The sequence below is a fragment of the Sorangiineae bacterium MSr12523 genome (assembly GCA_037157775.1).
GTDB lineage: Bacteria > Myxococcota_A > Polyangia > Polyangiales > Polyangiaceae > Pendulispora > Pendulispora brunnea.
In genome coordinates this window covers 9,447,764-9,471,154 of record CP089982.1, presented here as the reverse complement: position 1 = coordinate 9,471,154, position 23,391 = coordinate 9,447,764, and the positions used below count along the sequence as shown (strand labels likewise).

Genomic DNA, 23,391 nt, shown 5'->3' with positions numbered 1-23,391 from the left:
GTTCGAAGCGGTGACACTCCGCTTGAGCCGCGGGACTCAATATCGCCTTTGCCAAATCAAATCGAGCAACGAAGTTCCCTTGTCGCCGACGGTGGTTTGGACGGACCAATTCTGGCGGAATCGCCAATCGACGGTGGCAAGGTTGCGATCCGGCTGGTCGAACGGCAAACGGCCAAAAACGGTGGCGAGCTGCAACGAAATGCGCCGCGTAATCTGGAATTCGACCTCCGGACGGGGATTGGCGGAGTTGGAGGTGTCGAGCCTTACGCTCACGGTGTCTCCCCCGGTCAGTCCTTCGAGGGCCTTGTTGAGCCCCTGCGTCGCAATGGCGCCGCCCATGCCCACCGCTTGGCCGGTCGCAGCACCTCCGCCTTCCTCGCTGCCGCTGAGGATCAACGCCAGAATAATGTTTTGCGGGCGGGCGGGCTCGGAGCGCAGATGGACTTTGCCCGTTTTGAGCGGCCCCAGATAATCGGCATAGACGCGGGTGCCCGTCGGCGCGGTCCAGCCGGCCGTCACGGCCACCACCGGGTTGCTCGGATCGCCGTTGAAGGTCACCGTGCCCTTCTCGATTTCGAAACGCTTGCCCTGCACGTCGAGCATCCCGCCAATAAGGCGGATTTCGCCGCTCATCTTCGTTTCGCCGTTCATGGTGACGGCTGTGTCGCCGGTCATCTGGATGCGCACGCCCGTGCCGCGGCGCACCTCGATGTCGTGTCCCAGCTTCGTGCGAATGGTGAGCTTCGTCTCGGCCTCCGGCGGCTTGGCCGGCTCCGGCTCGTACTCCTGTGGCGTCAGAGGCATGAGCACGAGTTCCTTGGGCTTGCGGTGCACACCGATGCGGATCTTCTCCGCGCGATCGAGTTCGACCACGTTGCGGCTGGACGTGTCGGGAATCTTGATGTGCATCTCCGGCACGTCCACATCGACGTTCATGGCCCGCTTTTTCGTGGTGTCGGTGGCCGCGCGGAGGGAAACCTTGCCGTAGGCCTCCCCCAGCTCCACCCCGTTGAGGCTGATCGGGAAGGCCTCGTCCTTCGGGATCTGGAACGAGCCCGTCGCCTCCACGAGCTTCAGCCCTGCCAGGCGCACCGCGGCCTCGCCGGTCAGGTGCCCTTCGTCGGTGCGCGCCTCGATGCCGTCGATGCGCACCTTCCCGTCGCGATCGATGACGACGTTCGCGCGCAGTCCCTGGAGCCTCTGCCCGAGGGCCGGTAGCTCGACCGACCCGTCGCGAAGCGTGATGCTGCCCTCCATGGTGGGGCGCTCCTCGTCATCCTCGCCCTTTGTGGTCGGATGCGTCGGTGGCGGCAAAAAGACACGCGCGTCGGCGTGCACGCGCCCATCGATCTCGCTCACCGCCGGTTCCACGAAGGGGAGAAGGGCTGCGATGCGGAAGCCGTCGGCCTTGAGCTCCGCCTCGAGGGGCTTGGTCCGATCGAGTGCCGGTGCGACCTGCGCGCCCCAGGTGGACTTGCCCCGCACGTCCACCTGCGCGAAGCCATCTCTCTGGTCGAAACGCAGGCGCGCGCGCATTCCGGCGTCGTCCAAATCGGCTGAGACCTTCGCGCCGGTGTACTCGGCGCGACCGACGCGCAGGCCCTCGAAGCGGACCTCGGCGTGCGCGCGGCCGTTGCGGTGCAAATCCGTCACGTCGAACTCGCCGCTGACGTTTCCGCGCATGTTCCGATCCGTGAAATAGGCCAGGCTCTCCAGCGGGAAGCTCTTGAGCTTCGCGTGCGCCGTCATGTCCCACGCGGGGGAGCTCTTCTTCGGCGGGTTCAGGAAGTCCGCGACTTTGGCGTTCGCATCGGCGTGCAGGGCGAAGACCTCGACCCGCGACACGTCCGGCGTGTTCGCCGGTGCAGCTCGTTGCCCAGGCTGAGGGCGCGCGGCGCCTCTTTGCGGCGCGGGCAGACGCACCGAGAGACCCACCCCCGCCTTGCCCGCGTTGTATTGTGCAAGCAAATCGACGCTGGTCGCCGGGTAATCCGCACCGCGCCGCCGTTTGACATCGATGGCGTGTGCCGCAAAGCCGATGCGCGGCTCGAGCGCCGTGCCCTCGATGCGCAGCGCGAAGTCGGCCTCGCCCAGGAGCTCCTTCGTACCGAGCAGCTCGGGCAAGGTGTCGAGCCGGCGCCGCGGCATGCTGAGCTTCGCCGACCAGGGCGAAGTCTCGAGCAGCTGCATCGCGTGCGCGGCTTGCCCTGCCATCTCGTCGCGCACGAGCCGGCGGTACGGGATCGTTCCCTCCGCTTCGAACTCGACGATCGGCGCCTGCGCGTCGATGACTTTCGCCGAGATGTGGCTCGCCCCGTTCGTGCCGTCGATGCTCGCGTCGAGCGCGAAGTCGACACCGGCGAGGTTCCAGGCCGGCGGCTCCACCACCTTGTTTCCCTCGGCGTCCAGGTGACGCTGGCGCCGTGCATGGAGGGCCAGCTTTTCCGTGTGCACGGACAGCGACAGGTCGGGTTCCTCGTGCCCCTGATCGCGCTCGATGTCCAGGTTCACCACCAAGGTGCCATCGGTCGGGCGGAAGGGCGCGGTCTTCGGAATGAAATCGCGCATCTCGTCGATGTCCAAGGTGCTCGCGAGGTGCACCTTGCCGATGACCTTTTCCCAGGCATTGGGATCGAGGGGCGAACCGGGGAGCTGCAGCGTCGTCGTCTCGATGTCGACGGAGCCGCGGCGCGCAGAGGCGGCGTGGGCCTTGAGCACGACGCTCTTGTCATCGAATGTCGCGCGCACGTTCGCGCTCGCGTCCTCGACGGTGCTGATTTTCGCGTGCTTCAAATCGAGGGCGACGGTCCCATCGACGCCTTTGCGATGGACCAAGAGGTCCACGTCGCAATCGAGCGTGCCTGCCTGGATGAGCGCGGGATCGAGCCGGCCCAGGCGCGCGACCTTGGTCAGGTCGAGCCCCTCGTTGCGCAGGCGGATGCGGATACCTTCCTTGTTCCTCTCCGCGCGCACCATCATGGGCGCGCCCAGGCCCTGGATGACCGTATCCTCGACGAGGATGCCCGCCTTGCCGATGTGAATGCGCTCCGCGCGCGAGACCATCGATACCTCGGGCTCCACGAAGTCGAAGCGCACGTCGCGCAAGGTGATGCCGTCGCCATCGCGGACCTGCACCGCAGCTCCCACCTCGATGCGCGTCTCTTCCTTCCCGTGCGCCACCGCACCGATGACCGGCGCCATGGCGGGCCCGCGTACCTGCACGGATACCTCGGTAAAATGGCGGTCCTGCAGATCGAGCCCGTTGCCCTCGATGCTCGCGTCCACGAAGGGGTTCGCGAGCTCGCCGCTCACGCGCCCGCCAATGTGCACAGTGCCTAGAGCGACCCCGGACTGCGCGATGTCGCGCCCCTCGACGTCGACGCGCGCGTCGATCGTGGGGCTGCCCAGTTTGATCACGCCGCGCGTGTGGACCGCCACCGCGCCCTGCGCGATGGGGCCGACGCGACGGATGCCCTCGAGGCTCGCGACGTGCGTGTGCGTCTCGAACTTGACGGTGGGCTCGGGGCGCTTGCCGTCGAACGAGGCGATGACGTCCGTCGGTGCGCCCGGCTCGTCGACGCGGCCGCGCACGCTGATGCGCTGGCCCTGGACCTTGCCTTGAAGCTTCACCGCGGGGACGCGCTGGCCCGCAGCCTCCCCGGGCAGCACGCGCAGCTCGTACGTGCCCTGCGGCTCGCCCCGATCGTCGAGCCGGATCGACGCCTTCACGTCGGCCGAAAGGTTCGAGGCGGGCGCTGTCGACGAGAATGCGCGCACGTCGACGTCGCGCACCTCCGTTGTCAGGTCCACCGACGTCGCAGGTGCAATGCGCACGTCGCCTGCCGCGTGCACCTTGGCGGGCTTCGCGCCTGGCTCGCGCTCGAACGCCACGTCCGCAGTGACCGCAAGGCGGGGCAACGTGCCATGGGCCTCGACGTGAACCTTGCCGTCGGCGCCCCACTCGACCTCGGGCGCGAGCGCGCGCAGCCGATCGCGCGGGGCGCGCGGCAGGTCCACCACGGCATCGACCTGCGAGCCATCCATCGTGGCATTCACCGTGGCCGGGATCCCCGCGACATCCCCTGCGAACGTCGCGGTCAGCCCCATCTCTTGCCCGGTGGTCGACGGCATGGCGATGCGCGCCGTGAGATCCCCCTTCGGGTTAGCCCCCCGCGGCAAGGCACGCGTGACGAGCTTCGCTCGTTTCATGTCGATGGTGATGCCTGGCTCGACGACCACGGCAATGTGCGCATCGTCCACCTCGGCGTCGATCGGTGGGGCGCCGCCCATCGTGCCATGCACCCAGACATGGTGAAGCGCGATGTCAGGAATGCCCACGTGCACCCCGCGGCCTGGCGGCGCGTCGGGTGGCGTCGGTGAAACCGACTCGAACGCGTGCGCGAGGCCGAGCGAGCCGGAAGAGTCGGAGTCGAGCGACACGTCCGCGGCGTCGACGGAGAGCTCCGGCAACGCAATGCGAATCTGCCCTTTTTCGAGAAGCAGCGACCGCACGAGATCGCGCGTGTCGATGGCCGCATTCACACCGTCGAGCAGTGCCACCCGCTTGCCATCGGGATCGTCCAGCGAGACGTGGACGCCACCCAATCGGCTCGTGCCGCCGAGACCGATATGCCCGATGCGCTGGATCGTCAGCTTGCCCTGAAACGTCGCCGCGAGGACGTTGTTCACCTGCACCGCAATGACCCTTCGAGTGGCCGGCAGGTTCACGTGCACGAGCGCGCCGCCCACGGTGGCCATCGCGAACGTGGCGGCCGTTCCGACCGTCACCGCGAAGACCCCGAGCACGCGCCCCAACGCCATTAGAAGCTCTCCCCGATGCCGAAGGCGATCGCTATGGGGATGCCGAAAATGTCACCCGGGTCGCCCTCCTCGAATTTCTCTTGCTTGCTGAGGTCCGCGATCACCTGCAGCCCGGGCAGACGGTAGCCGAGGTCGAGCCGTATCGGTCCGACCGGCGTGTCGTACCGGATGCCCAAGCCGCACGAGAGGTGCGGCCGATCCAACCGAAAATTCATGCGCTGGGGCGAAACGTCGCTCGCGTCGCAAAAGACCGCGCTGCTCAGCGGACCGGAGAGCGGAACGCGCACCTCGACCGAGGTCTCCCAAAGAGTGAACCCGCCGACCGCGATGCCGCAACGCTCGGCGGGGGTCTGCGGCTGGTTGGCCCTGTCGACGGAAGCGCACTCGGGCTCGTTGAGTTGGAGCGAGGCCAAGTCCGGATTGAGGAACGGAACGATGGCGTGGGGACCGATGCTGCGCAGTGGATAGCCACGGTTCGAGCTCGAGCCCCCGGAGAACAGGCCGCGGAAGTACATGATTTGGAAATCACGCGTTCGCTCCGCCCGCGTATCCTTGTTGAGCTCCTGGCCCAATTTGTCGCGCACGACCTCGCCGTAATTGAACGGAAAGAGGAAGCCGACGCTCACGCGCATGGCCAACGTAATCTTGTGCGGCAGCGGAATGTACCCGCGCGCATCGGGGATGATCTTGATGTCCGATGCTTGGCCGCCAAAGATCCCTCCCGCGACTTGTAAGTTGTTCCCCAGATAAAACCCCTTGTGGGGATGAACCCGGTCGTCACGCAGATCCAGGTTCGTCACCAATTCGGGATACGATATGACCAATGTCCGCAGCGCAGGATCTTTCTCACCCAAATACGCAAACGGGTAGGCGACGTTTACGTTGTGGGCGAGGGCGGCATAGATCTTCCAGAAGGTGCGGTCGACTCCCACCGCGACCTTGCCCTCCGTATAGCCAATGACCGGCGCCGTCTCGATGTACTCCTTGTCGATGGGCGGGATGAAGGGAATTACGTTGAACTCGGGCCGGATGAAGCCGTTCGTTCGCGCCTCGAAGAGGCCCGGCTGCCTCAATTCGAGTCGCAGCTTCTCCCAAGGAAGAAGGTTCGTCGGTGTGACGATGTTGTCGAACCGCAGCGGGTAAAACACCACGCCCGGTCGAAATTGCACCGAAAGCGTGCGCAATCCACCGAGGTAATTGTGGTGCTCCCACCCAAAGAGTAAGTGGAAGTCGGAGCGAATCGAGTCGAACTCGATACCGCCGCCCAACTTGATGGTGCGCAGTTTGGAGGGCTCCATTTTGACGTGGAGCGGCACCCTGCCCGTCTCGGGATGCTCCAGATCGGGCGTGATCTCCACCGACGTGAACACCTGCAAATCGAGCAGTGCTTGCTGGGCTGCGTCCAAGTCGGCGGTGGAATACGGCTCGCCGGGATTGATATCCAGTGCGCGTTTCACCGGCTCGAGCGGAATGTCTCCGTTGCCCTCGTAGGTGACCTCGCCGAATTGCACCTTCCTGCCCGGGGTGATGGTGAACGAGACGTCCGCCGTGTGGGCGACCAGATCGACGCTCGCGTCGCGGTCGGCCTTGGCGTAGGCGAATCCGCGGTCGGTCAGCGCGCGCACGACCTGGGTCTCGGCGTCCTTGTATTTGTCCTCGTCGAAGGGTTGATCGTCGGGAAGCGTCTTCCGAATGGCGCGGCGCACCGCCCGGGCTTCGCGCGGGGAGAGTGTCTCGATGCCGTGCACGGTCACGCCGTGTACGAGGGTGGGTTTCCCTTCTTCCACCACGACTTCGACCCGCACGTGATTCTCGGAAATGCGCGTGATTCGCCCGGCGCGGGCGTGCGCATCGTAGAAACCGCGGGCGCGGTAAAATCGTTCCACGCGGGCCAGGTCGCGCTGGAAAACGAACCGGTCGTACAGCTCGTACTCGAAAACCACGCCGCGGAACAATCCGATGAACTTCGGTGTCTCGGCGGTGGCCAGCCGCTCCTCGATATCCGAGTCGTCGACCTTCGAGCTGCCGCGAATGGTGACCGCATCGATCGCCGAGCGCCCTTTGGGGATGGTCGTGCAGCCCGTGAGCGTCAAAAGGAGCACCGCCAACACGGCAAGGATGCTGGTAGTAAAAGGGGTGCCGGAACGTCGAAGGGGCAAGCTGGGAAACCATAATGTGATGCGCGTGGGTAAGAAAACGGCTTTCGTCTCGCTCCTGGTACCCGCGTCGGGGGCCGCGGCGTTGGGGTGGCTTTTTGCCTGCGGGCCGTCGCGCCTTCCGGCGCCCAAATACGTGGGGCAGGACACGTCGGCGCTCATGGAAGTCCCGTATCCGCCTCCGCCGGCACACACCGAGCGCGTTCCGGACTCGCCGGCAAAGGGAGCCGTTTGGCTGGACGGGGAGTGGGTCTGGGACGGGCGGCGCTGGTCCTGGCGGCAGGGCCGCTGGGTCATGGCCCCGTCCGATGCCAAATTTTCCCCATGGACCGCGGTGCGCGGACACGATGGCACCCTTTATTTCGCGCCCGGCGTCTGGAAGGACGCGCGCGGCAAGATCATTGCTGATCCCAAGCCGCTCCTCGGCGCACGCACGGGGAGCAGCCCCATCGTTGGACCGGAAGGAGAACCGTTCCCGACCGGCGCCACCATCGTGGCGATCGAGGATGCCGGGGCGCAGGACGGAGGAAAGAGCGGCAAACCATGAAAGATACGCTCACGGTTCTGGCCACGGTGCTCTTCTTCGCGCTGCTCGTGACGGTGCACGTGGCGATTGCAGCGGGCCTGTTGCGACGGCCTCCGCGTGTGCGTGCTCTTTTGGCGTTCGTGGCGTTCCCGCTCGCGCCGTACTTCGCTTTACGGGAGCAGATGCGCCTGAGGGCGGTGCTTTGGCTCCTGGCGCTGCTCGGTTACGGCGTCGCGCTCGTCGTGTCGTTCCTCAGTCAATGAGGCAAGGCTGCCATACCGCTCGGCATAGACACGGGCGAACTCGGCCCCGTAGAAAACGAGAAGGCTCACCAGGTAGATCCACGTGAGAAGCGCCAGTACGGCGCCCACCGCCCCATACGCGCTGTAGCTCGCAACGGTGGTCAGGTACAGCGTGAGCAATCGCTTCACCAAGGTGAAGGCGATGGCCGTGAGGAGCCCTCCGCCAAGCACGTCCCGCCACTTGGCGTGGCAATCGGGAATGACCCGAAAGAGCGCCGCGAAGAAGAAGGTGAGGAACGCCAGCGAGATGCCATGTTCGAGCAGCGTCCATCCCCAGGCGAAAGGAAGCGCGTCCCGTGCGCTGTCCGTGAGGGCCGACAGCACCGTGCTGGCCACCAGCGAAACCAGGAGAAAAAGCGCCGCGCCGAGCACGAGGAGCATGGCCATGGCTTTGTCGCGTAGCGTGGCGAGAAGCGACTGCACGATGGTGCCGCTCGGGCGATCGGGGCATCGCCATATCTTGTTGAGCGACGTATCGAGCTCGCCGAACACCGCGCTGGCCGAGAGCACGAAGGCCACGATACCGACGACCGTGCCGATGCCGCGCGCGGTCTGGTGATTCTGCATGTTGGCCAAGGTTTGGTCGATGAGGCTCTGCGCACCCGGCGCCCCCGTATTGGCGAACGACTGCACGATTTTGGCGCGCGTGGCGTCATCGTCACCGAGGAAGAACCCCAGGCCGGTCACCGCGAGCATCAAAAGCGGAAAAAGCGAGAAGAGCGCGTAATACGCGAGGGACGCGCCCATCCGGTGGCACTTATCGTCGCTCCAGCGGACACCCGCCTCGGAGAAGAGGTCGATGAGCTTCTTGACCATGGTGCACCTCGCTCGCGGGTCCGACGAGGCAAGCCGTGTGCTCACCATCGGAGCAGCGCCGGCGGTGCAAGTCGAAGCTGGGCGGGCTGATGATGAGGTGGCCCCAACAGAGGATGTTCGTGCGAGACACCACGGATCAGCAGATCGAGCCCCCACGCCACACCGAGGCCGACCACCATGCCGATCGCGCCCCAGGTGAAGTCTTTCCAGGAGGGATCGCCGTGCCCCATGCCGTCGTACACCTCTTTCCCGGCGGCCAGCACCAAAGTGGTGCCGGCCCCGATGAGCAATGGCGGATAACGGGCGTCGAATTGCGTGGCCGACAAGGTGTAGGTTCCGCTGGCGATGAGCGCGGCGACCGAGAAATGCAGAGTTTTGTCGCGGCCAAACCACGGATCGGGGTCGGAAGCGGCCTCCGCACGGCCGGGGACGAGAAGGGCGAGCATCACCAGAAAAACGAGGGGGCGAAGGAAAGGGCGCACGAGGGTGGCCTGTCCGATTAGCATGGCGCCGAACGACAGGCTCATGGCCCGAAGCGACAAGCTCGGCTTGACCTCGCCCTTCGGGTGCCGTTCGCGTATTCTTCACCCGTTTTCATAATGCGCCCTGTTCCCAACGAGTCGAAGATCCCCGCTGGGACCCTGCTGGTCGGGAAGTATCGCGTCACCCGTGAAATCGGGCGCGGCGGCATGGCTGCGGTGTACGAGGCTGAGCAGACCACCCTGAACAAAAAGGTGGCGGTCAAAGTGCTCGCCGCGGAACTTTCCGCCTCCAGCATCGTCATCGAGCGCTTCTTCCGTGAGGCACGCGCCGCCGCCAGCGTGCGCAGCCCGTACATCGTGGACGTGTACGACTCGGGCCGGTTGGAGGATGGCCGCCCCTTCATCTGCATGGAGTTGCTCGAGGGCGAGTCGCTCTACGATCGCATGGCGCGCCTTCGCCTCATCGATCCCGAGACCACCGTGCGCATCATTACGCAGTGTGCGAAGGGTCTCGCCAAGGCGCACGCTGCCGGCATCGTCCATCGCGACTTGAAGCCGGAGAACATCTTCATCACCAAGTCGGAGGAGGGCGGGGAGCTCAGTAAGCTGCTCGACTTCGGGCTCGCCAAGTTCTACGCGCCGGTCGCGCCCGACGTGAAGACGGCGCGCCTCACGCGCGAGGGCGCGGTGTTCGGAACGCCCGCGTACATGTCGCCGGAGCAGGTGAAGGGCCAAGGCTCCGTCGATCATCGGGCGGATCTCTGGGCCCTCGGCTGCATGGCCTTCGAATGCCTGATCGGGCGCCCGGTCTGGAACACCGAGCAGGGCGTGGCGATGACCTTCGCCGCCATTGCCACCGCGCCCATTCCCGTGCCGTCGAAGCTGCGGCCGGACCTGCCGCAGTCGTTCGACGCGTGGTTCTTCAAGGCGCTCGAGCGCGATCCCGATCATCGCTTCCAAGATGCGAAGGAGCTCTCGGACGCGCTCTCGCAAGCCTTCAACGTGCAGACCGTCGTGCGGCGTACGCAGGCGTCGTTCATGAACGACGTGAGCGACATCGAGGAGACCGTCGCGCTTCCTTCGCGTGCGGCGCAGGCCAGCGGTGGCGTGGTGCGGGCGGCTTACGCAGGCGGCGGGATGGATCTGCCGCTCGTGGATGCCGCATCGGCCGACTATCTCAAGGAATCGGGCAGCACCGCACGGCGTGCGGCGCTTCGCGCGGATCAAGCGGGGGCCTTTGCGAGCGGGCCGGGAATCGCAGTCTCCGGACAAGGCGGGGCGAGTGTGCCGGATATCGCCGGGCGCACGCCGTCGATGCAATCGTCGTCGCAGGTTCTTCCGCCGCCACCGCCGTCGGCGGTTCGATGGCTCTTGTCCTCGGCGTTGCTCGTCGGAGGCTCCGTCGCCGCCTTCATCGTGTGGACGCACGTGCTGCGGCCGCAGGTGTACACGCCAATCGTGCAATCGACGGCCACCGTCGCACCGGCGCCGCCCTCGGGCGCCCCCTCGAACACCCCGCCGCCCGACGAACCGAAGTGGCTCACCGCGATGGCCGACGGCCAGCGGCTCTTTGCCGCGGGCGATACGCCGGGGGCTCTTCGAAGGCTCAAAGAAGCGCAGGATTTCGCCGCGCTGCTGCCGCCCAGCACCCCGGGCGTCTGGGCCCCGAGAGGCCTGATCGACCAGATCAAGGCCATCCCCGTATCGGTGCATGGCCCTTCGCGTAACATCTGCACCCCCGTCGCCTTGGCGCATCCGCGCTTCGGGGTGAGCAACATCGGGCGTCCGGCCATCACGCCGGTCGACAAGGGGACCCTCGTCGCATGGACCGACGACCACGAGGAGGCGGGGCATTACCACGTCTACTCCGTGGTGCTCGATGAAGTGGGCCGTCCCCGCTCCGTGCCGCGCGACCTCACGCCGGAGGCGACCGATGTCGTGCGTCCCGGTTTGCTGACGGTGAACGATCGCGCCGTCCTCTATTACTGGGACAAGAGCGGCAACGAGCCCGGTGTTCGGGTTCGCTGGATCGATCCCAATGGCCGCATCGGCGGCGCGAGCGTCCTTGTGGGCGCGGACGGTGCAGGCAACTTCTACCCGGCCATGGACCGCGCACCGGACGGCTTTTACGTGGCCTGGCAAGACGCGCGCGATCACGAAGGGGACGACCTTTTCCTGCGCAAGCTGTCCAACGATTTGGAGCCCCAGGGCAACGAGATCCGTCTCACGGATTATCCGTCCATCGGAAAGAGCACGGCCAGCGCCAAGCTTCCGGCCATTGCCATCGCCAGCAACGCGGTCTTCGTCGTGTACAAACTGGAGCGCGAGCCGCAGCACATGATTGCGCGCATGCGCTTGAAGCTCGGAAGCCCCGAGCTGCAGAAGGGACTCGAGGAGCGCACCGGCCCCGTGAGCCCCAAAGGCGGGCTCGATCGCGAGTTGGGTGACGTCGCCCTCGTGAACGAGGACCCGCGCCTGCCCGGCGACTCGCCGGTGATCGTGTGCGGCGCCGAAGGCTGCTTCGTCGCCTGGCACGGCGAAAAGGGCGGCGCCTACGCGGCGATGGTCGAGCCGTCGGGCGGGCGCGTGCTCTGGCGCAAGAAGCTCGGCGAGAAGAGCTACCGGCCCTCGCTGGCCGTCGGCACCGATGGCGTGGTGCAGATTGCCTATTTCGATTCAGGCCGCGTGAAGATGGCCCAGCTCACGCGCGACGGCGTGGGGGTCGCCAGCGTGATCGGCAAGGTGCTGGGCGACCAACCGCGCCCGGCCATCGCGCCCGGCCACTCCAAAGGGGAATGGTCCCTGGTGTGGCAGGACTTCGAAGCCGGCCACACCGAAGCGTACGCCGCCCGCGTCTCGTGCAAGCCCTAGTACCCGAACGTCCCCGTTTCGACGGGCGAGCCCTTCTCGAAGCTCTGGCCGTCTCGCTGGTCGTGACGGTGGCGGTGACCTTGGCGTCGTCGTTTCTGCCGGACAAGTACGTGGCGTCCGCCGTGGGCTTCACCTTCCTCGGCGGGGCGTGGTGGCTGGTGCTCGCGCACGACGATGCGAAGGTCGCGCACTACGGGCTCGCGTTCGGGGGCTTGGTGCTGCCGGGCAAGCTCGATGTGCGGCGTCTGCTCGGGGAGTTCGCCCGCGCGCTCGGCTGGGCGCTCGCCTTTGCCGCGCTCACCTTCGTCCCATTTTGGTTCGGATGGCGCTGGTGGTGGCGGGCAGGTGAGCATTTCCAGCTGCACGTGGATGCCAGCTTCCTGAACGAGGCGCTCGGGCAGCTTCTCATCATTGCGCTGCCCGAGGAGGCCTTCTACCGCGGCTACCTGCAGACGCGGCTGGACGATGCGCTGCCGTACCGCATGCGCATCTTCGGCGCGGAGGTCACGCCGGGGCTTTTGGTGGCGAGCGTCATTTTTGCCATCGGGCACTTTGCTACCATTCGCGTGGCGCCGCGCCTGGCGGTTTTCTTTCCCGCGCTGGTGTTCGGATGGCTCCGGGCCCGCACCGGCGGCGTCGGCGCGAGCATTCTCTTCCACGCCACGTGCAATATGTTTTCGATGGCGCTCGGTCGAGGCTATGGAGTCTACTGACATGCCCCGCGCCGCCCTGTTCGACTTGGACCGCACCCTGGTGCGCAAAGAGACCGCCAGCCTGTACGTGCGCTACCAACGCAGCATCGGCGAGGCCACCTGGCGTGATGCCGCGCGCATGTCTCTCTGGGTTGCGCAGTACACCTTGGGGGTCATCGATGCGGCCCAAGTGGCCGCCAAAGCCATGCGCACGCTGGCCGGAATGCCCGAAATCGTGATGGCCGCCCGCTGCGACGACTGGTTTCGCCGCTATGTGGAAGAGCACGTGTGCGATCGCGGCCGCGCGGCCGTGGCCGAGCACCATGCCCGCGGCGACATCGTGGCCATCGTCACCGGCGGTTCGCCCTACGGGGCTCGCCCTCTCGCGCGGCGCCTGGGCATCGAGCATGTCGTCGCGAGCGAGCTCGAGGTCGGCGCCGACGGCTGCTTCACCGGCCGCCCCATCGAGCCTTTGGCCTACGGCCACGGCAAGGTAATCCGTACGACCCGCCTCGCCGAGGTCCTCGGCTTCCGCCTCGAAGAATCGATCTTCTACACCGACTCCTACACGGATCTCCCCTTGCTCGAAGCCGTCGCCGAGCAAGTCATCGTCAACCCCGACCCCCGCCTCTCCCGCATCGCCCGCCGCCGCGGCTGGCGCATCGAGACGTGGTAGGGGTTAGGGGTTGGGGGTTAGGGATTAGGGGGGAGAGTTGGTTAAGTCGTGTACAACATCGCCGAAGGACACAAGCGACCTACGACTGCTGACTATCTTCGGTTTTTGGGCATCGCCGCCGGCTCGGGAGCGGAGCTCGAGACCCAGCTTCTACTTGCCACGCGTCTGACTTACCTTACGAATGAGCAGTCCGAGGAACTGATCGGGCGCTGCCACGAAGTGGAGCGAATGCTCGCCGGGCTCGTCCGCTCTCTCTCAACCCCTAAACCCTAAACCCTAGACCCTAAACCCTATGTCCTTCGAACTCCCCGGCGTGGCGCTCGATAAAATCGTAGACATCGCTCTGTACGAAGATCTCGCGGCGGGAGATCTCACGACGGAGGCGTGCATCGATGCCGAGGCCGATGCGGTTGCGCACGCTGTGGCGCGCAAGGAGCTCGTGGTCTGTGGCGGGCCGGTGTTTCGGCGCGTCTTTCAGCGCGTGCACCCGTTGCTCGAGGTGTTCGACGGCGTGCGGGAAGGGGAGCTCGTCAAACCGGGCACCAAGCTGTGGACCGTCCAGGGACGCGCGCGCGCGATCCTCATGGGCGAACGCACGGCGCTCAATCTGGTGCAGCGCATGAGCGGTATCGCCACGATCACGCGGAGCTACGTGGACGCCCTGCCGCCGGGCAGTGCGACGCGCGTCACGGATACGCGAAAGACCACGCCGGGTTTGCGCGTCCTCGAGCGCTACGCTGTGCGGGCCGGCGGTGGCCGCAACCATCGGGACAATCTTGGCTCGGCGGTATTGATCAAGGACAACCACGTCGCCGCGTGCGGCGGGGTCGCGGCGGCCATTCGACGGGCACGCGACCGTGCGCCGCACACCTGCCGCATCGAGTGTGAAGTCGATTCCCTCTCCCAGCTCGACGAGGCCCTCGAGGCCGGTGCGGACATCGTGCTGCTCGACAACATGTCCACCGAGGACGTGGCCGAGGGCGTGCGCCGAGCCCGTGGCAAGGCCATCGTTGAAGCCTCCGGCGGCATTACCGTGTCGCGCATCACCGAGCTGGCGCGCGCGGGTGTCGATGCCATCTCCGTCGGCGCCCTCACGCACTCCGCGGCGGCCGCCGACATCGGCCTCGATTTCGAATAATCCGCCATTCGCGGCCATCCCGTCTTCGTCCAAGGCCTCGATCGGGCCCCCCGCGTGCGGTCACCCTCTTCGGGTACGTCCCATCGCGTCAGCGTGGCACGCCGATAACGGCTTTTGACCATCGAAAAAGAATCGCGCGGTGTGACGGAACCGCGGTGAATGTTCCAATACCAAAAGGAATCCCATGATGCGCGGGGCGCTTCAAGGCCTGGGAGGAACGTATGCTTGGCAAACAAGTCGTTCGCGATGCCCTTGGTAGGCATCTTCCATTGTCATTGAGATTGTTTCGTTCGATACGGCGGATCGTCGCCGACCATACCCGGTCACCGGAGCAGGTATTCTCCGAAGTGCACCGAACCAATGCCTGGGGGGATTCGGCCAGCCTCTCCGGTGGGGGCTCCAACCTGGTCGAAAGCGAAGCCATTCGCGAGGCGCTTCCTTCGTTGCTTCATGAACTAGGAATTCGCACCTTGCTCGATGCGCCATGCGGAGACTTCTTTTGGATGCGCCACTCCGACTTGGCGGGCGTCCATTATATAGGAGTCGATGTCGTCGCCAAATTAATCGAGGACAATCAAGTTCACTTCGGTTCGCCCAACCGTCAGTTTCTTCACCGCGATCTCACCAGGGACGAACTCCCCCGGGCCGATCTCGTCTTTTGTCGCGATTGTCTCATTCACCTGTCTTATCGCCACATCCATGCGGTCTTGCGTAATTTCAAAGCAACGGGCGCTCGCTATTTGCTGACCACTCAATTTCCGCTCGAACGGATTAATCATGACATCGTGACGGGGTCGTACCGCCCCATCAACTTATGCTTGGACCCGTTTGGATTCCCGGAGCCGCTCCGCATTCTTCGTGATGGCCCAGCGACAGCCTCGCTCGACACGACGGGTCAAACGCGGGTGCTCGCTCTTTGGGATTTGAATCAATTGCCAAGTTGAATGTCCCGGTGGCGATTCGCATCCCATCTTCCAAATATTAAATGAGCGATGGCGTCGATGGTTCAAGACTCGATGGCGCTGAATATTTGACAGCGTGACGGGATCGGACTGTCCATCACCCATGACGTCATCACGTCGTGAGGTGGCCGAGATCTGCACTCGATGGCTGCTCGATGGAAGGAGTTGCGTATGGTCGCGGAACTTGCGAGTCCTATTGCGCCGATACAGAGCATATCCATTGCGCCTGCCGCCGTGGCTCCCATGCGGATTGCCATTGCAGCGCCATTGCGCACGATCGTCGGGGGCGCCGAAACGTATTTGCGCGCCCTCATGCCTGCACTTTTGGCCCGCGGCCACCAAGTTGCATTGTTGTACGAACAGGACGCGGGCGATCCGACGATGCACGTCGATACCGGGCTCGATATCCCCAGATGGCAAACCCGCGGAGAATCCGCGCTACCCGCAGGGTTGATTCGATGGCGGCCCGACGTGGTTTACGCGCAGGGATTGACGTTTCCAGATGTGGAGGATGCGCTGCTCGATGCCTATCCCGCCGCACTTTTCGTGCACGCCCACCGCGGTACGTGCATCAGTGGCTCGAAAACGCACGCATTTCCCGAAATGCGTGAATGCGAGCGCACCCTGGGGCCGGGTTGCCTCGCCTATTACTTCACCCGCCGATGTGGCGGACTCAATCCCGTTACGACCCTGAGCCTCTATACGCGAGAACGCGGGCACCGGCGCCGTATGTCCCGCTACCGTGCATTGTTCGTCGCCAGTCGGCACATGGAACACGAGCTCGTGCACAACGGTGTCCCTGGCAAGCATATCCATCGAAATCCAATTCCTCCTTATGGGGCGGTGCCCATATCCCGGCCGCCGGAAGAGCGGCCTCCGACGGACACCATCTTGTACGTGGGCCGGCTGGTGCGCTCGAAGGGGTGTCATCACCTGATTGAGGCCATGCCGCGCGTCCGCGCCGCGCTCGGTCGCCCCTTGCGGCTCGTCGTGGCCGGAACCGGGCCCATGGAAGAGGAACTCAAGGCGCAGGCGCGGCGTACGAATGCCGATATCGAGTTTCTCTCCTGGGTCGACGCCCGCACCCGGCAAGCCCTCATGGAAGCTGCCGATCTCCTGGTCCTGCCGACCCTCATGCCCGAGACATTCGGCATGGTCGGTGTCGAGGCCGGATGCGCCGGCCTTCCCACGGTGGCCTATTCCATGGGGGGTGTGGCGGAGTGGCTCGAGCCCGGTGTGTCGGGCGAGTTTGCCCACGCCGATCCCCCGACGTCCTCGAGCCTCGCCGAGGCCATGGTGCGCGCGCTTCGCGATCCCGTGCACCACCTACGCCTCCGCAATGGGGCATGGGAGATGGCCCGAACCATCACCTCCGACACGCACGTGGGGCGGCTCGAGCGCGTTCTGGAGCGAATTTCACAGCCCTCCGAGGTCCGGGCGGCGCCGAAGCGCAAGTTCGTCCGGCTCGACGTCGTTCAGGACTACATTCCGTCTCTGCTAGAGTTTCGCGCGAAATGAGCCGGCGAGCCAATGCTCTCATTGCGGCCGTATTCAGTTATGGCCAAACCGCCCTCGCCGTCCTCGTGGGGTTCGCGGTCACCCGGGTCGTCGTGGGGACGCTGGGGGCCGATCTGTACGGATTGTGGCTCGCCACCGGTGCTCTCCTCGGCTACGCCACCTTGGCGGATCTTGGTACCTTCGCGGTGATGCCTTGGCTCTTCGCCGAGGCCGATTCGCAAAAGGACAGCGCGCGAATGCGCAGCCTCGTCCTGCACGGTCTCCTCGCCGGGGTCGTGAGTGGCGCCATGTACGTGGTGCTCGCGCTCGTTCTATGGCTCGCGTTTCCGGCGCTTCTGCATCTGAGCGCGGCCGATCGTGCGACGCTCGCGGGTCCACTGCTCGTGATGGTGCTCGGGGTGGCGATTTCCTATCCGCTGCGCCTCTTCTCGACGCTTTGCCAGGGGCAGCAGGACTTCAAGTACATGGGGCCGTTTCAGCTCCTGCAGATCCTCGCCTCGGGCCTCCTCACGTACGCCCTCGTTCGACTCGGGGCCGGATTGTACGCGGTCGGCGTGGCGGCCGCCGTGCCGCCCTTCATTTCGGGAATCGCCGCGGCTCATCGCGCACTCACCCGCAATCGTCACCTGTTTCGCGGTTGGCCACGCCCTTCCTGGCGGGAGGTGAAGCCGATTCTCACATCGGGGACGGGCACGTGGTTGGGCGCGTTGGGGTGGCAGCTCGCTTTTGCCACCGACAGCGTGGTCCTGGCCAGCGTGGGCTTGCGCGGCGACATCTCGAGCTTCTCCGTGACGTCGCGCATCTGCTTTGCGCTCATGCAGCTCGGCTGGGTCATCCCCGACAGTGCATCCGTGGGGCTCGCGCAGATGCACGCGGAAGGCAACGCCACGCGCACCGCCCACGTGGTGCGGTCGATCGTGCGTGTGACGTTGTTTCTCGCCGGCGGCGTCGTTTGCGTGACCCTTTCGATCAACGCCGCGTTCGTCTCCCTTTGGGTCGGGCCCGAGCTATTTGGCGGCGCCCGTCTGAACGGAGTCTTCGGCCTCGACATCGTCATCCTCAGCGTCGTTCATGCATTGCTGACGACGGCCGCGGTGCTCGGATACCGGATGCGGGTGGGCATGATCACCCTCGTGAATGGGGCGCTTCACATCGGGCTCGCGTTGCTGCTCGGCCGTTGGTTCGGGACGTCCGGTGTGGCCGCAGCGACGGCGATTTCCGCGCTCGCGACCTCGATCCCCGTGGGCCTCCATCTTCTTCGGCAGGCGATCCCGCTGCGAAGCCTCGTGGCCGACCTCGGCGTGTGGTTGCTCCGGTTGGTGCCCTGCACGCTGATGGCCGCGCTTTTCGGCTGGATCTCCGTCCAACCGCACCTCACGCGACTGATGCCGCCGGGCCGTTTCGGAGCCCTCGCCGTCGGCGCCGCCGGCGCGGCCATATCCGGCACGGCGTACGTGCTGGCGATGCGGCCCATGCTGCGCGATCTGCCCTTGGGGGATCGCATTCGGCGATGGTGCCGGCTGCCCGTTCCACCGGCACCGGCATGAGCGAGGCTGGTACGATGGGCCCATGGCCGCCTTCATGCCGCCCGATTTGACGAACCTTCCGGCCCTCCTGCGCCAGCGCAGCATCTCCTTGGGAACGCCGCTCACGGTCTTCGAGGAGACGACGTCCACCAACGACGAGGCGAAGCGCGCAGCCAAGAACGGTGCGCCCCACGGTGCGACTTGGATGAGCGAAGTGCAAACCGCGGGGCGGGGCCGGCAAGGGCGGCAATGGGTCTCGCCGCCCGGGGAGAACATTCTTCTCTCCATGCTGGCCCGCATCGCGTGTCCGCCGCGGCGACTCCCGCTCCTGTCACTCGTCGTCGGGCTGGCGGCGCGCGACGCTGTGGCCCGGGCGACGCCCCAGGCGGACGTCCGCGTGAAGTGGCCCAACGACGTGGTGATCGATGGCCGCAAGGTGTGCGGCATCCTGGTCGAAGCTCAGTTTGCGGCGAGCCAAGTGGAAGCGCTCATCATCGGCGTTGGCATGAACGTGCACACGCGCGCATTCCCCGAGGAGATTCAGGCACTGGCCACCTCGGTGGCGCTTCATGCGCCGGAGCCTCCAAGCCGTGCGACCCTCGTGGTGGATCTTTTCGAGGCGCTCGAACGCGATCTGCCCCTGGTCGCGGCGCGAGGCCTCACACCCGTGCATGCGCGTCTCGATGCCGTCGATGCGCTGCGCGGGCACCGCGTTCGCAGCGATCAAAACGTCACCGGTATCGCCGAGGGCATCGATGACGAAGGTCGTCTCATGGTTCGACGCGACGATGGATTTCTCGAGCGTTTCGTCGCGGGCGAAGTGCATCTCCTCCGATAAGGGCGCGATCCACGCAGTAAGGAAACAGCGCAGAATGGATCACACACGCTTTCTCCTCACTGTGACAATTTGCCCGTGGCAGCCGTTCGAAACGGAGGCCTGAAAGGTGAGTCTTTTCGCGACCCCTTAACTATCGTTCACCGCGCGCGCTTGCGTCTGCATTGGCCGTGGATTTGCTCCCCACGTCCATCATGAGCAGTGACGATTCCTTGTTCCAGCCCCTCGATGAGGTGGAGCCCGAAAGCGGCACCGTCCTGACCGAGGGTGTTGACGAAGACGATCTGGTCTCGGAGCCCGAGCCGTATTGCTACTTGGAAGAGGGCAACCCATGGCGGGTGGCCACCAATTGCCGGGCTGCGGGTCTTGCCTTCGTCAACGGCGTCGGCCGCGGCTGGACCAAGCGCGATCTCGTGCGGTGGCTCGTTGGCGCCTACCGCGCGGCGGCCTATCCGCTGCCGGGCTCGGAGCGCGTGGGGTTCGGCCCCAACATGACCGAGGTCGATCCCAAGCGCGTCGAGCGCCTGCTCTTCACCGTCCGCGATCACGTCCTCAAGAGCCTCGACACCACACCGGACGGTCTGGTCTCGTTGTCCATCTGGGCAAAGACGGCGGGATCGATTTTGCGCAGCCGTCATGGCAGCGGCGAGATGGGCTACATCCCCGTCGACTGGCCGCGCATGCGCCTCGAAGATCGCGTGATGTCGCTGTTCGCCGTCGATGCGCTGCTCCGGCCGCGCGACTACGAGCGCCGCTTGTCGATCTGCGGCCGCTGCGCATCCGTGTCGTTCGACGATGCGGCGCGCGAGCGCGGATTCTGCGACATGCACCCGGACCGCATGCGTTACGACTCGGGCATCCTCCCGAAGACGGACCCGGAGACCGACTCCGACGAGGCCGGTCGCATGCGGATCGCCAAGGCGCGCTAGCGCCGCACCAACCCGTGCTTCACCAGCTCGTGCACCGCGCGCAGCATCTGCCGCACTTCGTCGGCCGGGCTGCAGAACAACTTGGGCGGGGCGAAGGCGGCGTAAACCAGAAGCAGCGCGCGGGCCGTTTCCTCGGTGCTGGCGAAGGCTTGAAGCTCGCCCTCTTGCGCGCCCTCGAAGAGCAAGTGCGCAAGCAACGTGCGCTCGCTCACCTCGAAGCGCAGGTGCGCATCTTTGACGCCGGGGTTCCCGCAGTGCAGCAGATCTTTCGTATGCGCGCCCTGGCTTCCGCGCGCGAGAAACATCTCCACGCGCGCGTCGAGAAGAGCGGCGATCTGGTCGGCAAAGCTTGCGCCCTCGGCTCTCTTGCGCGCGATGGCTTCGTGCATCGCATCCAGAACGAGCGCATGCTCGAGGTCCGACAGCGCCCCGATGATCGCCTCCTTCGAAGCGAATTCGAGGTACACGGTGCCGACGCCAATCTCGGCCTCGCGCGCAATCTCCGCAATGGTCGTCTTGTGCGGCCCGTAATGACAAAGCAGCCGCCGCGCGGCATCGAGGATGACCTTGCGTCTCTCGGCTTCCGAAGTACCCATCGGTCTCAGGGGAGTGTACCTGGTTGACGGAACGTTGAACGGATTTACTTTCCGTTCATCGCTCAGCCTTCCAGTTCTCAGCCAGCGCGCCAAAAGGGGCGCGACGGCGATGCCGAGAACACGCGGGCGATCTGGAGAGACTCGATGAGCTCGAGAACCACATTTCCGCTTCTGCCGTTGCGCAACGGGGTCATCTTCCCGGGCACCACGGTGACGCTTCCCCTCGGTCGCGAGCGGTCGGTCGCGCTCGCCCGTGCGGTTCGCCCCGGCGACATCCTCGTCGTGGTGACGCAGAAAGACGGCTCGGTCACCGAGCCGACGGAAGACGGCCTCTATCACTACGGCACCTTCGCCAAGGTGCAGCAAATCGCCCGCGCCGGCGATCGCGAATACCGCATGACCGTGGAAGGCATGGGGCGTTTCGAATTGGCGCACCTCGTCTCGAGCGATCCGTATTGGATCGCCGAGGGCAGCGTCGTCGACGAGCCGGTGAGCAACCCGGACGAGGCGCGCATGCTCGCCCGTGTCCTCCGCGAGCGGGTCGAGGAGCTGGCAGGCCGCCAGGGCGGTGCCGTCAGCAGCTCGGTGCGGGCCACCGAAGAGCAGCCCGGCCTCGTGGCCGATCAGATTGCCGCAGGCCTCGGCCTCGCCACCGACAAAGAGATGCAGGTCCTGCAGACCACCGACGTGCTCGAGCGCCTCCGCCAAGTGGCCGCGCTCATCACCGAGGTGTCCGCCCTTTCGGACATGCGCCGCAAGATCGAGGGCGATGTCCGCAAGGAAATCGGCAAAACCCAGCGCGACGTGCTTCTGCGCGAGCAGATGCGCGCCATTCAGAAAGAGCTGGGCGACGACAAAGAAGACGATCTCGGGCGCCTGCGCGAGCGCCTCGACAAGGCGGGCCTCTCGGAGGAGGCGCGCGCCGTGGCCGACCGCGAATTGAAGCGGCTCGAGGGCATGTCACCGCAGAGCCCCGAATCCAACGTTGCGCGCACCTACCTGGAGGCCCTGGCGGATCTTCCGTGGAGCGCCCGCGCCGAGGCCAAGGACGACATCGACGCGATCAAAGAGAAGCTCGACGCCGACCACCACGGTCTGCAGGACGTGAAGAAGCGCATCCTCGAGCACATGGCCGTGCTCAAGGTCTCGCGCAATCCGCGCGGCACCATCTTGTGCCTTGCCGGCCCGCCCGGCGTGGGCAAGACGTCGCTGGGGCAATCGATCGCCGACGCGACGGGGCGGCCCTTCGTGCGCATTTCGCTCGGCGGCGTGCGCGACGAGGCGGAGATCCGCGGCCACCGCCGCACCTACGTGGGCGCGCTTCCCGGCCGCATCGTGCACGCATTGCGCAAGGCCAAGGTGAAGAACCCGGTGTTCTTGCTCGACGAGATCGACAAACTCGGTCAGGGCTGGCAAGGCTCGCCCGAGGCGGCGCTGCTCGAGGTGCTGGATCCGGAGCAGAACAAGACGTTCACCGATCATTACCTGGAGGTTCCCTTCGATCTGTCGGAGGTGATCTTCATCGCGACCGCGAACACCCTGGAGACCTTGTCGGCGCCTTTGCGCGATCGCCTCGAGATCCTCGAGCTCGCGGGCTACACGCCGGACGAGAAGGTGCACATCGCGCGAAGCCACTTGATTCCCAAGGCGCTGCGCGAGCACGGGCTCGATCTGGATGCGCTCAACCTGACCGATCCGGCGTTGTCGGCCATCATCACGGACTACACGCGTGAGGCCGGCGTACGTCAGTTGACGCGGCAGCTCACCAAGTTGGTGCGCGCGCTGGCCCTCGAGGTGGCGCGGGCCACCGACGGAAAGCCGCACAAGCTGACCATCGACGCGGACGATCTGCAGACGCACCTGGGCAAGCGCCGCTTCTTCAGCGAGGTGGCGGAGCGCACGCAGGTTCCGGGCGTGGCCACCGGCCTCGCGTGGACGCCGGTGGGTGGCGATATTCTCTTCATCGAGACGTCGCGCATGCCGGGCCGGGGGCGCTTGGAAATCACCGGGCAACTCGGCGACGTCATGAAAGAGTCCGCACGCGCTGCGTTGACGTACGTGAGAAGCAATGCGTCAGCGCTGGGCGTGGACCCCGGCTTCCTCGAGGGGCAGGACATCCACGTGCACGTGCCGGCCGGCGGTGTGCCGAAGGATGGTCCCTCGGCGGGCGTGACGATTTTCACCGCGCTGACGTCGCTTCTGAGCGGTCGAAAAGTGCGCTCGGACACGGCGATGACCGGCGAGGTGACCCTGCGCGGGCGCGTGTTGCCCGTGGGCGGCATCAAGGCCAAGGTCCTCGCGGCGCACCGGGCGGGGTTGACCCGGGTGGTCCTTCCCGAGAAGAACGCGCGCGATCTGGACGAGGTGCCGGAGGAAGTGCGAAAGCACCTCGAGATCCACTTCGCGAGCGACATGAGCGAGGTGCTCGCGGCGGCGCTGGAGAAGGAAGGGGATACGGCGTCACCGTCGCCGGAGCCCGCGATCACCCCGACGACCACGAGCACGTCTACGACCGCGACCTGACGTTTCCACGTACACGTACACG

Annotated in this window: 17 protein-coding genes; 12 read left to right on the top strand and 5 right to left on the bottom strand. The window is 65.8% G+C overall.

Going from position 1 to position 23,391, the window contains the following annotated elements; all coding sequences use genetic code 11:
- Nucleotides 1-36 precede the first annotated feature (36 nt).
- Both LZC95_36875 and LZC95_36870 read right to left on the bottom strand, forming a co-directional pair.
- On the bottom strand, nt 37-4,821 hold the full coding sequence (locus LZC95_36875) for a translocation/assembly module TamB (GenBank protein ID WXA92013.1): 4,785 nt from the start codon (nt 4,819-4,821) through the stop codon (nt 37-39).
- On the bottom strand, nt 4,821-6,932 hold the full coding sequence (locus tag LZC95_36870; protein WXA92012.1) for a BamA/TamA family outer membrane protein: 2,112 nt from the start codon (nt 6,930-6,932) through the stop codon (nt 4,821-4,823). Before LZC95_36870 ends, LZC95_36875 begins: the two co-directional genes overlap by 1 nt.
- A 73-nt stretch (nt 6,933-7,005) precedes the next feature.
- Between LZC95_36870 and LZC95_36865 the strand changes: the two genes are divergently transcribed.
- Nucleotides 7,006-7,524, top strand: a complete 519-nt coding sequence (locus LZC95_36865; protein ID WXA92011.1) for a YXWGXW repeat-containing protein — start codon at nt 7,006-7,008, stop codon at nt 7,522-7,524.
- A complete protein-coding gene (locus tag LZC95_36860) occupies nt 7,521-7,766 on the top strand; it encodes a hypothetical protein (protein WXA92010.1) in 246 nt (81 codons plus the stop codon). The genes LZC95_36865 and LZC95_36860 overlap by 4 nt, the downstream gene beginning before the upstream one ends.
- On the opposite strand, the gene LZC95_36855 is transcribed toward LZC95_36860, so the two are convergent.
- Together LZC95_36855 and LZC95_36850 are read right to left on the bottom strand one after the other, a co-directional pair.
- The gene (locus LZC95_36855; GenBank protein WXA92009.1) at nt 7,674-8,621 is read right to left on the bottom strand and encodes a YihY/virulence factor BrkB family protein; all 948 of its coding nucleotides are present in this window, start codon (nt 8,619-8,621) and stop codon (nt 7,674-7,676) included. The two genes, LZC95_36860 and LZC95_36855, sit on opposite strands and share 93 nt — an antisense overlap.
- A gap of 41 nt (nt 8,622-8,662) precedes the next feature.
- A complete protein-coding gene (locus tag LZC95_36850) occupies nt 8,663-9,148 on the bottom strand; it encodes a hypothetical protein (GenBank protein WXA92008.1) in 486 nt (161 codons plus the stop codon).
- Between the two features lie 72 nt (nt 9,149-9,220).
- Between LZC95_36850 and LZC95_36845 the strand changes: the two genes are divergently transcribed.
- The 9 genes from LZC95_36845 to LZC95_36805 all read left to right on the top strand — a co-directional run bounded on the left by LZC95_36845 (nt 9,221) and on the right by LZC95_36805 (nt 20,250).
- Nucleotides 9,221-11,974 (top strand): protein kinase, encoded by a 2,754-nt coding sequence (locus tag LZC95_36845; GenBank protein WXA92007.1) that lies wholly within the window; start codon nt 9,221-9,223, stop codon nt 11,972-11,974.
- On the top strand, nt 11,962-12,687 hold the full coding sequence (gene mrtC, locus LZC95_36840; protein ID WXA92006.1) for an MrtC family glutamic-type intramembrane protease: 726 nt from the start codon (nt 11,962-11,964) through the stop codon (nt 12,685-12,687). Before LZC95_36845 ends, mrtC begins: the two co-directional genes overlap by 13 nt.
- A gap of 1 nt (nt 12,688) precedes the next feature.
- A complete protein-coding gene (locus LZC95_36835) occupies nt 12,689-13,342 on the top strand; it encodes an HAD-IB family hydrolase (GenBank protein WXA92005.1) in 654 nt (217 codons plus the stop codon).
- A 292-nt stretch (nt 13,343-13,634) separates the two neighbouring features.
- Nucleotides 13,635-14,480, top strand: a complete 846-nt coding sequence (nadC, locus tag LZC95_36830) for a carboxylating nicotinate-nucleotide diphosphorylase (protein ID WXA92004.1) — start codon at nt 13,635-13,637, stop codon at nt 14,478-14,480.
- A gap of 221 nt (nt 14,481-14,701) precedes the next feature.
- Nucleotides 14,702-15,424, top strand: coding sequence for a class I SAM-dependent methyltransferase (locus LZC95_36825; protein ID WXA92003.1), 723 nt, complete (start codon nt 14,702-14,704; stop codon nt 15,422-15,424).
- 261 nt (nt 15,425-15,685) lie between these two features.
- Nucleotides 15,686-16,960, top strand: a complete 1,275-nt coding sequence (locus LZC95_36820) for a glycosyltransferase family 4 protein (GenBank protein WXA92002.1) — start codon at nt 15,686-15,688, stop codon at nt 16,958-16,960.
- Nucleotides 16,957-18,507 (top strand): oligosaccharide flippase family protein, encoded by a 1,551-nt coding sequence (locus LZC95_36815; GenBank protein ID WXA92001.1) that lies wholly within the window; start codon nt 16,957-16,959, stop codon nt 18,505-18,507. Before LZC95_36820 ends, LZC95_36815 begins: the two co-directional genes overlap by 4 nt.
- 22 nt (nt 18,508-18,529) lie before the next feature.
- Nucleotides 18,530-19,324 (top strand): biotin--[acetyl-CoA-carboxylase] ligase, encoded by a 795-nt coding sequence (locus LZC95_36810; GenBank protein WXA92000.1) that lies wholly within the window; start codon nt 18,530-18,532, stop codon nt 19,322-19,324.
- Nucleotides 19,325-19,515: 191 nt separating this feature from the next.
- On the top strand, nt 19,516-20,250 hold the full coding sequence (locus LZC95_36805; GenBank protein ID WXA91999.1) for a hypothetical protein: 735 nt from the start codon (nt 19,516-19,518) through the stop codon (nt 20,248-20,250).
- Here the strand turns inward: LZC95_36805 and LZC95_36800 are convergent.
- Entirely contained in the window at nt 20,247-20,846 is a 600-nt protein-coding gene (locus tag LZC95_36800) for a TetR/AcrR family transcriptional regulator (GenBank protein ID WXA91998.1), read from the bottom strand. The genes LZC95_36805 and LZC95_36800 overlap by 4 nt on opposite strands.
- A 144-nt stretch (nt 20,847-20,990) precedes the next feature.
- Between LZC95_36800 and lon the strand changes: the two genes are divergently transcribed.
- A complete protein-coding gene (gene lon, locus LZC95_36795) occupies nt 20,991-23,369 on the top strand; it encodes an endopeptidase La (protein WXA91997.1) in 2,379 nt (792 codons plus the stop codon).
- Nucleotides 23,370-23,391 lie beyond the last annotated feature (22 nt).

Coding starts and splice junctions, on each gene's coding strand:
- LZC95_36850 (WXA92008.1), bottom strand. CDS start 9,148: ATGAGCCTGTCGTTCGGCGCCATGCTAATCGGACAGGCCACCCTCGTG.
- LZC95_36855 (WXA92009.1), bottom strand. CDS start 8,621: ATGGTCAAGAAGCTCATCGACCTCTTCTCCGAGGCGGGTGTCCGCTGG.
- LZC95_36815 (WXA92001.1), top strand. CDS start 16,957: ATGAGCCGGCGAGCCAATGCTCTCATTGCGGCCGTATTCAGTTATGGC.
- LZC95_36860 (WXA92010.1), top strand. CDS start 7,521: ATGAAAGATACGCTCACGGTTCTGGCCACGGTGCTCTTCTTCGCGCTG.
- LZC95_36810 (WXA92000.1), top strand. CDS start 18,530: ATGGCCGCCTTCATGCCGCCCGATTTGACGAACCTTCCGGCCCTCCTG.
- nadC (WXA92004.1), top strand. CDS start 13,635: ATGTCCTTCGAACTCCCCGGCGTGGCGCTCGATAAAATCGTAGACATC.
- LZC95_36875 (WXA92013.1), bottom strand. CDS start 4,821: ATGGCGTTGGGGCGCGTGCTCGGGGTCTTCGCGGTGACGGTCGGAACG.
- lon (WXA91997.1), top strand. CDS start 20,991: ATGAGCTCGAGAACCACATTTCCGCTTCTGCCGTTGCGCAACGGGGTC.
- LZC95_36835 (WXA92005.1), top strand. CDS start 12,689: ATGCCCCGCGCCGCCCTGTTCGACTTGGACCGCACCCTGGTGCGCAAA.
- LZC95_36805 (WXA91999.1), top strand. CDS start 19,516: ATGAGCAGTGACGATTCCTTGTTCCAGCCCCTCGATGAGGTGGAGCCC.
- LZC95_36825 (WXA92003.1), top strand. CDS start 14,702: ATGCTTGGCAAACAAGTCGTTCGCGATGCCCTTGGTAGGCATCTTCCA.
- LZC95_36820 (WXA92002.1), top strand. CDS start 15,686: ATGCGGATTGCCATTGCAGCGCCATTGCGCACGATCGTCGGGGGCGCC.
- LZC95_36845 (WXA92007.1), top strand. CDS start 9,221: ATGCGCCCTGTTCCCAACGAGTCGAAGATCCCCGCTGGGACCCTGCTG.
- LZC95_36800 (WXA91998.1), bottom strand. CDS start 20,846: ATGGGTACTTCGGAAGCCGAGAGACGCAAGGTCATCCTCGATGCCGCG.